This is a genomic window from Flavobacterium limicola (assembly GCF_003634755.1).
Classification (GTDB): domain Bacteria; phylum Bacteroidota; class Bacteroidia; order Flavobacteriales; family Flavobacteriaceae; genus Flavobacterium; species Flavobacterium limicola.
The window spans coordinates 422,339-437,571 of record NZ_RBXA01000002.1; the positions used below are offsets into that span (position 1 = coordinate 422,339).

Below are 15,233 nucleotides of genomic sequence, written 5' to 3' on the forward strand. Positions count from 1 at the left end.
AATACATTTGTACTTCAAAAAAATAAATTTAATGAAAAATTTTAAAATTAGACCTACACTAATCACTTTATCTACTCTTGGAGTTGCACTTTTTCTTTTGTCATGGGGCGTTATCGGTCACGAACGAATCAATAGAGCGGCAGTAATGGCATTGCCAAAACCATTGCAAACCTTTTTTTACAATCATATTGATTTCATTACACAGGAATCTACCGTTCCGGATTTAAGAAGAAATGTTTTGAATGATAAAATGGAACCACCACGTCATTATTTTGATATGGAAAACTTTGGAGATGTGGCTACATTTCCTAAGACTATGGACGAAGCGAAGCTAAAATACGACGAAAAATTCTTGACCAAAAACGGAATTTTACCTTGGCATATTCAAGATTTAATGGTGAAACTTACCAAAGCATTTAAGGAAAAAAGGAAAAATGAAATACTTTTTATTGCAGGTGATTTAGGACATTATATTGCTGATGGTCACATGCCATTGCACACATCTGATAATCACGACGGGCAAAATACCAACCAAAAAGGAATTCACTCTTTATGGGAAAGCCGTTTGCCGGAATTGTTTGCAAAGGATTATAAGTTCAACGTACCTCAAGGCGTTTATCTTGAAAATGTAGAAAAAGCAACATGGGACATGATTTTTGATACTCATAGTTTAGTAGAGCCTCTATTAGCGATAGATAAAAAATTAAGAACTGCGACACCTGAAAATAAAATATTTGTGACTGATGCTAGTGGGGAAATTGTAAAAAATAAATACGGAGGAACCATGTATTCTGATGAGTATGCCAAACAATTGCATGCTGATATGAACGGAATGGTTCAACAACAAATGAGAAAAGCCATTACAGTTACGGCAAGTTTTTGGTATACTGCATGGGTTAATGCGGGTAAACCCGATTTAAGTGGTCTTGATACTCCAGCGTTAACTAAGAGAAACAGCAAACTTCTAAAAAAAGATATGAAGACGTATGCTAAAGGAGATCTTTTTGGTTTATCAAACGAAAAAGAGTAACGCTATATTTCCAAATAAAAAACGGGTGAAACTTCAATTTTACCCGTTTTTTTTGCTAATTAATTTTTTGGTATTTCTTTTTCTTCAACATATCCGAGGCTGTTTGATAATAGGAAATCGTTTCGTTCACTAAATCCGTTCTTTTTTTTGTGAGTGGTGTTTCATCGTAAAATATTTGAAAATCAGAAGCTACTTTTTGATTGGGTTTCAAAGTCAATTGAAACTGTTTTACGGTTTGTTTTGGCGAAATAATCGTCAGAACATTGTCTTTAATCAATCCTAAATCTTGATAAGTAGCTATCAAGGCCCTAGGTTTGTAATCTGGTTTTAAAACATCCTGACCAAAGAATTTACTTTGGTAATCAAAATTCAATAGCCCAAAAACGGTTGGCATTACATCGATTTGCGACATTAGATTGTTATATTTCCTCGGTTCAACAAAACCAGGACTATAAATCATTGCTGGAATCCTGTATTTATCTGCTGGAAGTTCTGTTTTTCCTGCACTCGAAGCACAATGATCGGCTAGAATTACAAAAACGGTATTGGTAAACCAATGCTGTTTTTTGGCTATTTCAAAGAATTTTTTCATCGCATAATCCGTGTACTTTACACCGCCATCACGAGATTTTGCATCACCTGCAATATCAATTTTCCCATTGGGATACGTAAATGGTCTGTGATTGCTCACGGTCATAATGTGATTGAAGAACGGCTTATTTGCCGCTGCTTCTTTGTTCATCTCCTTGATGGCTTTGTTGTACATATCCTCATCGCAAACGCCCCAAATATTAGCAAAAGTGATTTCGTTGGGTTCAAATGTTTTTTTGTCTACAATTTCATAACCATTTCCTGAAAAGAAATCTCCCATATTATCAAAAAAGGAATCGCCACCATACATGAATTTTACAGCATAGCCTTTTTGCTTAAAGATACTTCCGGTAGAAAATTTATTTTTATTATCTTCTCGTTTTACCACACTTTCGCCTGCTGTAGGAGGAAAACACAAAGTTACGGCTTCAAGACCGCGAACCGTTCTGTTTCCCACGGCATAAAGGTTGGTGAAAACTAAACTTTTGTTTGCTAAACTATCAAGAAACGGAGTGATATTTCCCTCGTTTCCATACATTTTCATAAATTCAGCGCTGTAACTTTCGATAGTTATCAGAACGACATTTTTATGATTTTCGACAGCTTCATTTTTTATTTGTCTTAAAGTCGTTTCCCCTGATATGGAAGGAATTTGTTGTTTTAATTGCGCAAACGCTTCGTTATTAGGAACTGTTTTATAGAATTTAAAATAATCCAATTCACTTTTCATAAATGCCATGTAAAACTTATACAGTCCGTTTGCTTGCAATTCATTGGCAAATATATTTTGGGAATTTTCTTTGGCGGATAAAGCAGGGATTGCCAATAATGATAATCCAAAAAGTAGCAGATAAACTCCTGAAATTTTGACTTTTTCCACAAAAATAGGAATACTTTCAATATAGTTTTTTGATTTTTTTACAATGAAATAAGTAACAAGTCCTGCAATAATAAACAGCGCTGAAAACAACGGAATAACAGGATAGGATTCCATTATATTTCCAATTACTTCATTGGTGTAAACCAAATAATTTACTGCGATGAAATTATATCTCACCCCGAATTCGTTCCAAAAGAAATACTCGCTGATTGCGTTTTGCAGAATTAAAACGACGTAAAGGAAAATGACGAATGAAAATAACCAAAACCTGATTTGGTTTCTATATTTTGGTAAAAAAAGTAATAACCCGAATAAAATCGTTTTTATGGACAGGAAAGCGATTACAATTTTAGGTAAAGCACTTCCATATTCGTTGAGAATAGTGTTTCCAAATGCAACGTAAAGCAATAAGGCAATCAACAATCCAAAAATTAGATATCCGTAGGGCTTATAATATTTTGCATTGGATATAAAAATAAGATACAGCCATAAAAATCCACTAACTAAAACAAATATAAATATATCGGAAATTAACCCTAATACAAATAAAGACAGCGTATCAACCCAAATAAATGATGCTTGTGTTATGGGATGAAAGAAAAGTATAACTCTTACAATAAAACTTATGCTAATGTAAAACAGTAATAAGTAATAGAATGGAGAGACTTTTTGTAACAATTTCATAATGATAAATTTAAAAACAAAAGTATGCATATTTTTTGTCGCTATTTTTTAAGAATTGCTTAATATTTTATCAAAATTAATATTAGCTTAAAATCAGGGAAATAAAGATTTAATTTGGTACAAAATGAATAATTTTACTTAAAATATAAAACGGTAATGCAATGAAAAAATATATTATAATTCTGTTTCTTTTCATAGGAACTTTAGGCTATTCTCAAAATTGGAAAACGAATTTTGATGATGCAAAAGCGCAAGCCAATAAAGAAAACAAAAATATTCTTCTTGTGTTTTCAGGATCAGATTGGTGCGCACCTTGTATTAAACTAGAAAATACAATCTGGAAATCGGAAGATTTTAAAAAGGAGGCTGAGCAAAAATGGGTAATCTATAAAGCTGATTTTCCTAAAAAGAAATCAAATTTGTTATCAGCAGAACTAACTGCCAGCAATAAAAAATTAGCTGAGCAATACAACAAATCAGGAAATTTTCCTTTAGTGGTGCTTCTAGATAAATCGGGAAGTATATTAGGAATCACTGGTTACAAAAACGTAACTCCGCAAGAATACATTCAAATAATTCGTTCCTTTGAAAAATAATGAAAAAAATACTCTTCATAGTTTTTTTATTTACAACGGTAGTAGCAACTTCTCAAATTACGCACAAGAGAAAGTTGTTTATGTTAGGAAGTCCTTTTGAAGTTACTGCTGTTGCAAAAGACACTATAAAAGCCAACGAATATATTGATTTGGCTGTAGCCGAAGTAAAAAGAATTGAAAATTTAATTTCCGATTGGATTCCAACGACGCAAATTTCAGAAATCAATCGCAATGCAGGATTAAAACCCGTAAAAGTCGATACCGAAGTTTTTGAATTGGTCGAAAGAGCGATAAAAATCTCCCAAATTACTAATGGAGCATTTGATATTTCGTATGCTTCGATGGACAAAATATGGAAGTTTGATGGTTCGATGAAAGCAATGCCAACTGAAGAAGCTATAAAGAAATCAGTAGCAAAAATTGGATACAAGAATATTATTCTAAATCCAAAAGAACACACCATTTTTTTGAAATTAGAAGGAATGAAATTAGGTTTGGGTGGAATTGGACAAGGATATATTGCTGATAAAGTGAAACATTTATTATTTTCTAAAGGCTGTATTTCAGGAATTATAAATGTTTCGGGCGACATTAATGCTTGGGGAAAACAACCAGATGGGAAACCTTGGACTGTTGGAATTGTAAATCCTTTGAATAAGAATAAAATTTTTGCCACTTTTCCAATAGTTGACAGTGCAGTGGAAACTTCCGGCAGTTATGAAAAGTATGTAAATTTTAATGGAATCCGATATTCGCACATTATTGATCCCAGAACAGGTTATCCGGCGAGCGGCATTGTGAGTGTGTCTGTTTTTGCAAAACAAACAGAAATTGCTGACGCAATGGCAACTGGAATCTTTGTGCTTGGAGTTGAAGTGGGGTTGGATCTTGTCAATCAAATTAAAGGGCTTGAATGTATTATTGTTGACGATAAAGGCAAAATTCATTCTTCGAAAGGAATTGATATCAAAAAATATAATTAATAAAAAATACAATTATGAAAGAAAAAATAGCCTTTGTGTTTTTTACACTTTTGATTTTGCAATCGTGCAGCTCCGTAAAAGAATATGAAAAAGAGAAAATAAATGATCCTGATATGAAGCTTTCCGCAAGAACGGCAGAACGGTATGAAACATCTTTTCAAGTATATCGTGAAGCTGCTGCAGGTGCCAATGGGGGAAAATCAGGTGGCGGTTGCGGTTGCAATTAATTTAAAGTATCAATTCAGATTGTAAATTTCAATCCATTAGAAAATGAAAATAAAAATTTTATCTCTTTTTATCCTAATTACTGCAACTGCTTTTTCGCAAGAAAACGGTAAAGAGCCAGTTTTCAAAAAAAGAGTGCTAGAAAGTACTGAAGTTGACTTTCTAGCCAGTTATTACAATCAAGACGGATCAAGATCGGCCGTTTCAGGTGGAATTGGTTCGGAGAAACTTACCGATGTTGCCTCCAATATTGTCGTTGCAATGCCTTTGAATGATGATGATGTTTTGACTATTGATTTAGGAATTTCAGCCTATTCATCAGCATCTTCCAGTAATATAAATCCATTTAATTCCACTGGAGCTTCTGGTGGTGGCGAAGACGGTGACGATGATAGAATAGCAGGAAATAAAGCGGTGGCTACTGGACCTTACGGAACTCCTTGGCAAGCTTCTTCGGGTGCTTCAAAAAGTGATCAGCTGGTTTCTGTAGTTGCAAATTACAGTCACAGCAGTGATTCCAGGAATTTTATTTGGAATACAGATGTTTCTTTTTCAAATGAATATGATTATACTTCTGTTGGTTTTGGCGGAGGAATCGCGAGTCTTTTTAATGAAAAAAATACGGAATTGAGCTTGAAAGTAAATGCATATTTGGACCAATGGAGACCTATTTATCCTACTGAACTGCACGAATATTCAAAATATGGTTCTAATTTTTTAAATCAAGGCTATTTTAGCGGAGTATCGGTTTTGGATCAAAACGGAGTTTCGACAACCAATTATTTGCCGTCTGCGTTTCAAACAGTAAATGCGGTTAACCGAAATTCGTTCTCAGCTTCTTTAGGGCTTTCTCAGGTTTTAACCAAGAAATTACAAGTTTCTGTTTTCTTTGATGTATTGCAGCAGCAGGGATTATTGTCGTCTCCTTATCACCGTATTTATTTTGCTGATAAAGCGAATTTTTATATTGGACAATCGCAATATATAAGCAATTACGAAAGTACAAGTAATGCTGGAGTCTACAAATTAGCAGACGATATCGAAAGATTACCGGATTCTCGTTTTAAACTTCCCGTTGGAGCACGTTTAAATTATTACATCAATGAGCGATTTATAGTGCGAACCTATTATCGTTTTTATTCTGATAACTGGAACATTCAATCGCATACGGCGAGTATTGAACTTCCTGTGAAATTATCGGAAAAATTTACTGTTTTTCCAATGTATCGTTATTATACACAAACGGCTTCTAAATATTATGCACCATATGAAACCCATTTGTCAACAGAAAAATTTTATACTTCGGATGCTGATTTAGCAACATTTGATGCAAATCAATATGGTTTTGGCGTAAATTACACCGATATTTTTACTGCGGGTAAAATCTGGAAATTTGGTCTGAAAAACATTGATTTTAGATTCAACCATTACAAACGTAGCGATAATCTGAATGCTAATATTGCTTCCATTGCTTTCAAATTTGTGATGCAATAAAACCTAAATTTACAAAAAGATAAAAATGCACATATTAATTGTAGAAGACGAAGCTGGAATTGTTCAATTTCTGCAACAAGGATTAGAGGAAGAAGGCTATACAATTACTAGCGCTTCGGATGGTTTGAAAGGGTTTGAGTTGTCACAAAAGGAAAATTTTGATCTAATTTTATTGGATTGGATGTTGCCAAAAATGACTGGATTAGAACTTTGTAAATCCATTCGATTAAAAAATACTTCGACTCCAATCATTTTTCTGACAGCAAAAGATACCGTTCAAGAAACAATTGAAGGATTGAAAGCTGGTGCCAATGACTACATCAAGAAACCTTTTAGTTTTGATGAATTGGTAGAACGCATCAAAATTCATTTCAGAAACCAAAATGAAGATGAAATTCTGACCCTTGGTTCCATCAAAATTGATATTCCACAACACCGCGTTTTAGTAAATGAAATTGAAGTGGCATTGACGCAGCGTGAATTTGAACTATTGACGTATTTGGTAAAAAACAAAGGAAAAGTGTGTACTAGAACTCAGATTATTGAGGATGTTTGGGACATTCATTTTGAATATGACACCGGCGTTATTGATGTTTTTATGAATGCGATTCGCAAAAAATTAAATTTAAAAATTGAACAAGACTACATAAAAACAGTTCGTGGTGTAGGGTATATTGCTAACGATTAAATAAAAATGCAACAACTTTCCTTTAAAAATAGAATTGCTTCTAACTATATTGTTACCACAGCATTATTGATTTTTGTGGTTTTTTTTATCATTTATTCTATTGTTAAATTCAGTGTTTACAGCCATGTCAATAACGATATTACGAGTGAAGTTGACAAACATCTTACTGAAATTGTAATTGTTGGTGATAGTTTTCATTTGATTCATGAGGAAGAATGGAAGGAACGGGAGCACAATACACTGGACGTAAATCCGGTATTTATCCAGTTTGTAGATCAAAATAAAAATGTGATTGAAAAATCACCTAATCTTAAAAAATCTACTTTAACTTTTGACAAAGAAAATGCGGAAAATAAACTTTTTGATACCAAATTAGCCGATAACGCTATCCGTCAAATTCAAGTTCCTATTTATCAAAAAACAAAAATTATTGGCTACATCATAATTGCCATGTCACTGGAAGATGCTACGATGGTACTCAACAATTTATCGGAAGTATTGATAATTGCCTATCCTGTAATTCTGATATTGTTATTTTTTATTGCGCGATTTTTCGCTGGAAGAAGCATAAAACCGATTAGTTCCATTATCACAACTTCTAATATTATTACCAAAGATAATCTTACTTCCCGAATTCCGTTACCGCAAAATCGAGATGAATTGTTTGTATTATCACAAACCATCAACAATTTATTAGACCGGATAGAAACTGCTGTTGAAAGAGAAAAGCAATTCACTTCAGATGCTTCACACGAATTAAGAACGCCATTAACGGTAATCAAAGGAACTTTGGAAGTCTTGATTCGCAAACCTAGAGATCACGCAGAATATGAAGAAAAAATTAATTTTTGTGTCACAGAGGTTAATCGGTTGAATCATTTGGTAGATCAGTTGCTCTTATTGGCTCGATTTGAAAACCAAAAGCAAACCTTAAAAACGGAGAAAGTATATCTAAATGCTTTATTTTTAGATACAATTGCTCGATATTCTACTGTAATTCAATCCAAAAAAATCACTGTTTCGACTGAATTTTCGCAGGATTATTATTTGGAAACCGATAATTATTTGTTTTCGATAGTGATTAATAATTTGATATCGAATGCATTAAAATATTCGAATCAAAACGGGAATCTGGAAGTTAAAATAAAAACTATGGATTCTAAAATTGAATGTCAGATCACTGATTCTGGAATTGGAATACCCGTTGAGGACTTAGAAAAAATATTCAATCAGTTTTACCGCTCAAAATCCACTAATCATCCAGAAATAAAAGGAACAGGTTTAGGATTGTCTATCGTAAAAAGATTATGTTCTTTACTCAATATTGAAATTGCAATTAGCAGCAAGGAAAATATTGGAACCACTGTAATTTTAAGTTTATTTGAAGCAGACCTTAAGTAGTTCTTAAGGAAATCCTTATCTTTAAACTTTACTTTTGAAGTATAAATAAGATAAAAATGCTCGAAAAAATTATTGCTTTTAGCTTAAAAAATAAACTGATTGTCTTACTCTTTACTTTGGGAGTTTTCGGATTTGGTTTGTTTTCTGTTTTCCAAATATCCATTGGAGCAGTTCCAGACGTTACGAACAACCAAGTTCAGGTAATTACCACTTCTCGTAACCTTTCTACGCAAGATATCGAACAGTTTATCACCTATCCTGTTGAAATTGAAATGGCTAATTTGCCTGGTGTCAAAGAAATCCGTTCTATTTCAAAATTTGGTTTATCTGTTGTCACGATTGTTTTTGATGAAAATTTAGGAACCTATCTTCCAAGACAACTTATTGCGGAGAAAATAAAAACTGCCTCGGAGAAAATTCCACAAGGTTTTGGGACGCCGGAAATGGGTCCAATCACTACAGGCCTTGGAGAAATCTATCAATATACTTTAGAAGTTAAACCAGAATTTAAAAACAATTATTCCGTTACTGATTTACGAACCATACAGGATTGGGTGGTAAAACGTCAATTATCGGGAATAAAAGGTGTTGTAGAAATTAATACTTGGGGCGGTTTTTTAAAACAATACGAAATTGCCATCAATCCTTCACGGTTGAAAGCGATGAATATCACAACAGCTGATGTTTTTACAGCACTGGAAAAAAACAATAGTATTGCCGGTGGCGCTTACATCGAAAAAGTGAACCAAAGTTATTTTATCAGAGGCGAAGGAAAAGTAAATTCGCTGGAAGATATTGGGAATATTGTTGTTGCAAATGCTAATGGATTGCCCGTTTATATCAAGAATCTAGCACAAGTTCGTTTTGGTCATGCCAACCGTTTTGGTGCAATTACAGGTAATGGCGAAGGCGAAAAAGTCTTGGGACAAGTGATGATGCTTAAAGGCGGAAATTCTAAACAGGTAATTGATGATGTTAAGAATAGAGTTGCCGAAATCCAAAAAACATTACCTGATGGGGTTTATATTAATGGATTTTTGGAACGAAGCGAATTAGTAGGGAAAACAACTTTTACCGTTGCCGAAAACTTGATTTTAGGATGCTTAATTGTAATTTTTGTTGTCATTTTGTTATTAGGAAACTGGCGTTCCGGATTGGTCGTGGCGTCTGTGATTCCGTTGTGTTTATTGTTCGCTATTTCGTTTATGAATATTTTTGGTATTGATGCCAATTTAATGAGTCTTGGTGCTATTGATTTTGGAATTATCATCGATGGTGCTGTAATTATTGTTGAGTTTATTGCATTTCAAATAGCCAGTAAATCAACTCATTTAGTGAATCTCAATAAGGAAGAACGTCAGTTAGAAATTGATCAAATTACCTATAAAAGTGCTTCCAAAATGATGAATTCAGCTATTTTTGGCCAATTGATTATTCTGATTGTTTTTATTCCAATTCTCTCCTTATCTGGAATTGAAGGTAAAATGTTCAAACCGATGGCGATGACGTTTAGTTTTGCATTATTAGGTGCAATGATCTTTTGTTTCACCTATGTTCCGGTCGTTTCTTCTTTATTTTTAAAACCAAAAGAAGAAAATCCAAATTCAATGTCCAGTAAATTAATCCATAAACTGAATTCCTGGTATTTGCCTATTATTACTTGGGCGGTAAGCAATACTAAAAAAGTAATGTATGGCGCATTAGGATTATTATTGCTGGCCATGGGATTATTTGCAACCATGGGAGGAGAATTTATTCCTACGCTTGACGAAGGTGATTTTGTGATTCAGCCGGTTTTAAAAACGGGAACATCTTTAACAAAAACAATAGCGATAACGACCAAAATAGAAAAAATAATCCTCAATAACTTCCCGGAAGTCACACAAGTTGTCAGCAGAATTGGAGCTGCCGAAGTGCCTACAGATCCAATGTCTATGGAAGAAAGTGATATTATTGTAAAATTGAAACCCAAATCAGAATGGACTTCGGCTTCCTCCAAAGATGAATTGGCAGATAAAATAAAAGCAGCATTGGAAAAACAAATTCCGAATATGGAAATCGAATTTACGCAACCGATAGAAATGCGCTTTAACGAATTAATTTCTGGAACCCGATCAGATGTGGCAGTTAAAGTTTTTGGTGAAGACTTAAATATTTTGGCACAGAAAGCGCATGAAATCAAAAATGCTATTGCAAAAGTAGAAGGCGCATCGGATATTATTATCGAAAAAACAGAAGGTTTGCCACAAATGTCAGTCGTTTATGATCGTTCGAAAATTGCTCGTTACGGTTTAAATATTGCCGATTTGAACGAAATGATTGCGCTGGGCTTTGCCGGAAAAACCGTTGGAAATGTTTTTGAAGGAGAAAAGCGTTTTGATATGGTAATCCGTTTGGATCAAGCAAACCGCCATGATATTGAAGATTTGCGTAATTTATATGTTCCAACGCCAAACGGAGAACAAATTCCGTTGAGTGAATTGGCTTCTATCGAATATACCGAAGGGCCCGCAAAAATTTCTCGAGACAATACTAATAGAAGAATTGTAGTGGGAATCAACGTTCGAAATCGTGATTTGCAAAGTGTAGTGACCGATATTCAGAAAATTGTGGACAATCAAATTAAATTACCAGCCGGTTATTACGTGAAATATGGCGGACAATTTGAAAATTTACAAAGCGCCAAAGCCCGATTGATGATTGCAGTTCCTATCGCATTATTTTTGATTTTTATCCTTTTGTATTTTGCTTTTGGCTCCGTAAAAGAAGCGTTAATGGTTTATTCAGCGATTCCTTTATCAGCAGTTGGTGGAGTTCTATTTTTGTGGATGCGTGATTTGCCGTTCAGTATTTCGGCAGGTGTTGGTTTCATAGCGCTTTTCGGAATTGCAGTATTAAACGGAATTGTCCTAATCGAACATTTTAAAGAACTCAAACACCAAGGCATGAAAGACATCGATGCATTAATTTTAAAAGGAACTACCGATAGATTACGTCCGGTTTTATTAACCGCTTCGGCTGCCGCATTAGGATTTTTACCTATGGCAATTTCATCTTCGGCTGGAGCCGAAGTGCAACGACCATTAGCAACGGTAGTCATTGGCGGATTGTTTACGGCAACTATTTTGACGATGATTGTGCTGCCTATTTTATATAAGGTTTTTGATAGTCAAACCTTCAAAAAAGCGAAGTTTAAGAAGCATCAAAGTGCTACTTATATCATTTTGTTATTGTTGAGTTCTTCGTGGGCTTTTTCCCAAAATACTAATCCGGAATTGGATAGTTTATTGTCGAAAGCAATTCAAAATAATAAAGGAATTAAAGCGGCTCAATTGCAAGTGGATAAAACAAAAGCCAATATCAAAACGGCAAATACTTTTGATAAAACTAATATTTATTACAGTTACGATCAAAATAATTTGGCACTGAATAACGAGCCTTTACGAGTATTTGGTGTACAGCAACGTTTTTCTTTTCCAACGGTTTACGGAGCGCAGAAAAAAGTATTTTCTTCTGAATATGAAAGGGAAAAAGCCAATTTTGATATTCAAAAAAACAAACTTTCTTTAGCTGTTTCTAAATCGTATCAGCATATCGTTTATTTGCAACATCAAGAAAAACTATATCAATATTTGGATAGTTTGTACCAAAATTTCTCCAAAGCAAGCGACAGACGTTTTGAATTAGGAGAAACTAATTATCTGGAAAAAATTACTGCTCAAGCTAAATTTAGACAAATAAGAACCAAGCTTTCGCAAATTGAGAATGACAAAAAAGCACAATACGAACTGTTGCAATCCTTGCTTCAAAACGATGAAATTATCGCAATAAAAAGCAATTCAATTACACCTTTAAATACTTTTACTGATGCAACAAGTAAATCATTTTATACTACTTATTTAGAAAGTGTTACTAAAAATTATAAAAGCCAGATAGAGTTACAAAAACAACATTGGCTACCGGATATTAACTTGGATTATTTTCAAGGAAGAAATAACGGTTTATCACAGTCGTTGTATGGTTTTCAAGTTGGTTTAGCAGTACCGATTTTATTCTCGGGACAAGTTGCTAAAAGTAAAGTTGCACAACTTGAATTACAAAGTTGGGAACAACAAAAGCAAAATGAGGAAGTAAAAATAGAGAAGTACATCAATCAAAAAAAGAACGAATTAGCCAAACATCAGGAAGCGATAAACTATTACAATCTGTACGGAAAAAAATTATCGGATGAGATTATAAAAGTAGGGAACAACAGTTATAAACACGGTGAAATTGATTTTTTCCAATACATCCAAAGTTTAGAAAATGCCACAACAATTCAAGTGGACTATTTAGATACTATTTTGCAATTCAACCAAACCCAATTAGATTTACAATACCTAAATTTTTAAAATACAACTAATGAAAAAATCTCTCTATATAATAGCTTTATCTCTTGTTTTATTTTCTTGTAAAGAATCAAAAACAGAAGAGGTGGAACAAAAAGACAATGGTTTGATAACTGTAACTTCTGCTCAATTCAAATCTTCAGGAATGGAGATTGCCACTCCAACAGAACAGGATTTTGATGTTACGGTAAAAGCATCTGGAAAAATTGACGTACCACCACAAAACAGAGCGAAGGTAAATACTTTTATGGGTGGTTATGTGAAATCCACAACGCTATTGGTTGGAAATAAAGTCACAAAAGGACAGGCTTTGTTAACGCTACAAAATACCGAATTTCTTGATATTCAAAAAGATTATATGGAAGTGGCTGAGCAACTAAATTTCTTGAAATCAGAATATGACCGACAAAAAAAGTTGTATGATGAAAAAATAACTTCGCAAAAAAACTACTTAAAAGCCGAAAGCGACTACAGAAGAGCCAAAGCAATGCATCAAAGTTTACGTGCCAAATTAGTGCTTTTGAACATTAATCCTAGAAATGTAGAGAAAGGAATTTTGACTTCAACAATCACTATTTTTTCTCCAATAACGGGTGATATCGTAATCATGAATGCCAATGTGGGAATGTATGTAGCACCTTCGGATGTGATTCTTGAAATTGTAGATACGGATCACTTGCATTTAGAGTTGGCCGTTTTTGAAAAAGATATTTTGAATGTAAAAATTGGTCAAAAAATACATTTTAAAGTTCCTGAAGCTTCAAAAGATGTTTTTAATGCCGAAGTACATTTGGTTGGAAAATCAATAGAAGGGAATGAGAGAACAATTAATATTCATGGGCATTTAGACGATGCGATAAAGCAAAAGCTATTGACAGGAATGTTTGTTGAAGCTGAAATAATCATTGATTCTAAAAAAGGTTTAGCAATTCCTTCTGAAGCATTGGTTACTGAAAACAACAAAAATTTCGTACTTTTATTGGACAATGAAAAAAACGGGTATTCATTCAAGAAAGTAAGCGTTACAATAGGCGAGAAGTCTGAAAATTTTGTCGAAATACTTCCAAATACTGTAATTAATGCTTCTTCAAGAATTTTGACAAAAGGTGTTTTCGATTTGGCTAATTAATTAAAAAGTAAATAAAATGGACTTGAAAAAACTTAAAGATCAGTTGCAAACAGAGGTTGATACTGCCTTTTTGTATGATAGCATTGCTGCTATTCAATCGGATGATAATCTTTCAAGAGTATTGTTGAGTTTGGGTGAAATTGAAAAAGGACACGCGAAACACATGTTTGATAAAGTGTTGACTTTGGAACCAAATTATAAAATGCCTTTGCCTTCAGGAAGAGCAAAATTCCAATTGAAGTTGGGTAAAATCTTTGGTTACAGTTCTATTATTAGCAATCTTTCCAGTATTGAAAAGCAGTTTGCAGTAAATTCAATTAAAAATAAACTTAAAAGCGGAGAGAAACCAACAGGCTTTGAGCACAATCATCTTAACATTATTGAAGCGGTAAACAATAATGCTGCTTTGAATGTTTCCGGAGGCTTATTGTCTAAATTTGAAAGCAGGCATAAATCAGTAGGTGGAAATGCCTTGCGTGCCGCCGTTTTAGGTTCTAATGATGGATTGGTTTCTAATATGAGTTTGGTCATGGGAGTTGCCGGAGCAGCCGTTTCTAATGATACGATATTGTTAACCGGTATTGCAGGACTTTTGGCAGGAGCAATTTCAATGGCTTTGGGCGAATGGCTTTCGGTACAAAGTTCCAGAGAATTAAACCAGCGCCAAATTGATTTGGAAACAGAAGAATTGGAAGCTTCTCCCGAAGAAGAGAAAAAAGAATTAGTTTTATTGTATCAGGCCAAAGGAATGAATGCTGTCGAAGCACAAAAACTGGCTGACAAAGCTTTTGAAAATCCTCAAACAGCAATTGATGCCATTATTACAGAGGAATTGGGAATCGACAAAGAAGAATTAGGAGGGTCAGCTTGGGAAGCAGCAACAGCTTCGTTTGTGCTTTTTGCCATTGGAGCTATTATTCCATTATATCCCTTTATGTTTTTAGATGGAAAAAATGCCATTTTATTAAGTGTAGGAAGCAGTGTTGTTGGCCTTTTTGGAATAGGTGCCGCAATTACTTTATTGACAGGAAGAAGCATTTTATTTTCTGGATTTAGACAAGTTTCTTTTGGATTGCTGGCTGCAGCTGTAACTTATGGAATAGGTTCCTTGATTGGAGTTTCATTAGCAGGATAAAAAAATTAA

General features: G+C 33.9%; 11 protein-coding genes. 10 read left to right on the plus strand and 1 reads right to left on the minus strand.

Going from position 1 to position 15,233, the window contains the following annotated elements; all coding sequences use genetic code 11:
• The first annotated feature begins 31 nt into the window (after window positions 1-31).
• The gene (locus BC952_RS09285) at window positions 32-1,030 is read left to right on the plus strand and encodes a zinc dependent phospholipase C family protein (RefSeq protein WP_121365336.1); all 999 of its coding nucleotides are present in this window, start codon (window positions 32-34) and stop codon (window positions 1,028-1,030) included.
• Window positions 1,031-1,085: 55 nt separating this feature from the next.
• On the opposite strand, the gene BC952_RS09290 is transcribed toward BC952_RS09285, so the two are convergent.
• The gene (locus tag BC952_RS09290; protein WP_121365337.1) at window positions 1,086-3,185 is read right to left on the minus strand and encodes an LTA synthase family protein; all 2,100 of its coding nucleotides are present in this window, start codon (window positions 3,183-3,185) and stop codon (window positions 1,086-1,088) included.
• A 161-nt stretch (window positions 3,186-3,346) separates the two neighbouring features.
• On the opposite strand from BC952_RS09290, the gene BC952_RS09295 reads away from it, so the two are divergent.
• Genes BC952_RS09295 through BC952_RS09335 form a run of 9 tightly spaced genes read left to right on the plus strand, consistent with a single transcriptional unit; the run spans window position 3,347 to window position 15,224 of the window.
• Window positions 3,347-3,781 (plus strand): thioredoxin family protein, encoded by a 435-nt coding sequence (locus BC952_RS09295; protein ID WP_121365339.1) that lies wholly within the window; start codon window positions 3,347-3,349, stop codon window positions 3,779-3,781.
• Window positions 3,781-4,764: an FAD:protein FMN transferase gene (locus tag BC952_RS09300; RefSeq protein ID WP_121365341.1), complete on the plus strand. Its 984-nt coding sequence runs from the start codon at window positions 3,781-3,783 to the stop codon at window positions 4,762-4,764. Before BC952_RS09295 ends, BC952_RS09300 begins: the two co-directional genes overlap by 1 nt.
• A gap of 14 nt (window positions 4,765-4,778) precedes the next feature.
• Complete coding sequence (locus BC952_RS09305; protein WP_206531523.1) at window positions 4,779-4,991, plus strand: DUF4266 domain-containing protein; 213 nt, start codon at window positions 4,779-4,781, stop codon at window positions 4,989-4,991.
• Window positions 4,992-5,034: 43 nt separating this feature from the next.
• The gene (locus tag BC952_RS09310; RefSeq protein ID WP_121365342.1) at window positions 5,035-6,483 is read left to right on the plus strand and encodes a DUF3570 domain-containing protein; all 1,449 of its coding nucleotides are present in this window, start codon (window positions 5,035-5,037) and stop codon (window positions 6,481-6,483) included.
• 25 nt (window positions 6,484-6,508) lie between these two features.
• Complete coding sequence (locus BC952_RS09315) at window positions 6,509-7,171, plus strand: response regulator transcription factor (RefSeq protein WP_121365344.1); 663 nt, start codon at window positions 6,509-6,511, stop codon at window positions 7,169-7,171.
• Window positions 7,172-7,177: 6 nt separating this feature from the next.
• Window positions 7,178-8,572, plus strand: coding sequence for a HAMP domain-containing sensor histidine kinase (locus BC952_RS09320; RefSeq protein WP_121365346.1), 1,395 nt, complete (start codon window positions 7,178-7,180; stop codon window positions 8,570-8,572).
• A 56-nt stretch (window positions 8,573-8,628) separates the two neighbouring features.
• On the plus strand, window positions 8,629-12,963 hold the full coding sequence (locus BC952_RS09325) for a CusA/CzcA family heavy metal efflux RND transporter (RefSeq protein WP_121365347.1): 4,335 nt from the start codon (window positions 8,629-8,631) through the stop codon (window positions 12,961-12,963).
• Window positions 12,964-12,973: 10 nt separating this feature from the next.
• Window positions 12,974-14,089: an efflux RND transporter periplasmic adaptor subunit gene (locus tag BC952_RS09330; RefSeq protein WP_121365349.1), complete on the plus strand. Its 1,116-nt coding sequence runs from the start codon at window positions 12,974-12,976 to the stop codon at window positions 14,087-14,089.
• Between the two features lie 16 nt (window positions 14,090-14,105).
• Window positions 14,106-15,224 carry a VIT1/CCC1 transporter family protein gene (locus tag BC952_RS09335; protein WP_121365351.1) on the plus strand — a complete coding sequence of 373 codons (1,119 nt, stop codon included), beginning with the start codon at window positions 14,106-14,108 and terminating at the stop codon, window positions 15,222-15,224.
• Window positions 15,225-15,233: the final 9 nt, after the last annotated feature.

Bases quoted from the DNA above. Each gene is read 5' to 3' on its own strand.
- BC952_RS09285 (WP_121365336.1), top strand. From the start codon at position 32: ATGAAAAATTTTAAAATTAGACCTACACTAATCACTTTATCTACTCTT.
- BC952_RS09290 (WP_121365337.1), bottom strand. From the start codon at position 3,185: ATGAAATTGTTACAAAAAGTCTCTCCATTCTATTACTTATTACTGTTT.
- BC952_RS09295 (WP_121365339.1), top strand. From the start codon at position 3,347: ATGAAAAAATATATTATAATTCTGTTTCTTTTCATAGGAACTTTAGGC.
- BC952_RS09300 (WP_121365341.1), top strand. From the start codon at position 3,781: ATGAAAAAAATACTCTTCATAGTTTTTTTATTTACAACGGTAGTAGCA.
- BC952_RS09305 (WP_206531523.1), top strand. From the start codon at position 4,779: ATGAAAGAAAAAATAGCCTTTGTGTTTTTTACACTTTTGATTTTGCAA.
- BC952_RS09310 (WP_121365342.1), top strand. From the start codon at position 5,035: ATGAAAATAAAAATTTTATCTCTTTTTATCCTAATTACTGCAACTGCT.
- BC952_RS09315 (WP_121365344.1), top strand. From the start codon at position 6,509: ATGCACATATTAATTGTAGAAGACGAAGCTGGAATTGTTCAATTTCTG.
- BC952_RS09320 (WP_121365346.1), top strand. From the start codon at position 7,178: ATGCAACAACTTTCCTTTAAAAATAGAATTGCTTCTAACTATATTGTT.
- BC952_RS09325 (WP_121365347.1), top strand. From the start codon at position 8,629: ATGCTCGAAAAAATTATTGCTTTTAGCTTAAAAAATAAACTGATTGTC.
- BC952_RS09330 (WP_121365349.1), top strand. From the start codon at position 12,974: ATGAAAAAATCTCTCTATATAATAGCTTTATCTCTTGTTTTATTTTCT.
- BC952_RS09335 (WP_121365351.1), top strand. From the start codon at position 14,106: ATGGACTTGAAAAAACTTAAAGATCAGTTGCAAACAGAGGTTGATACT.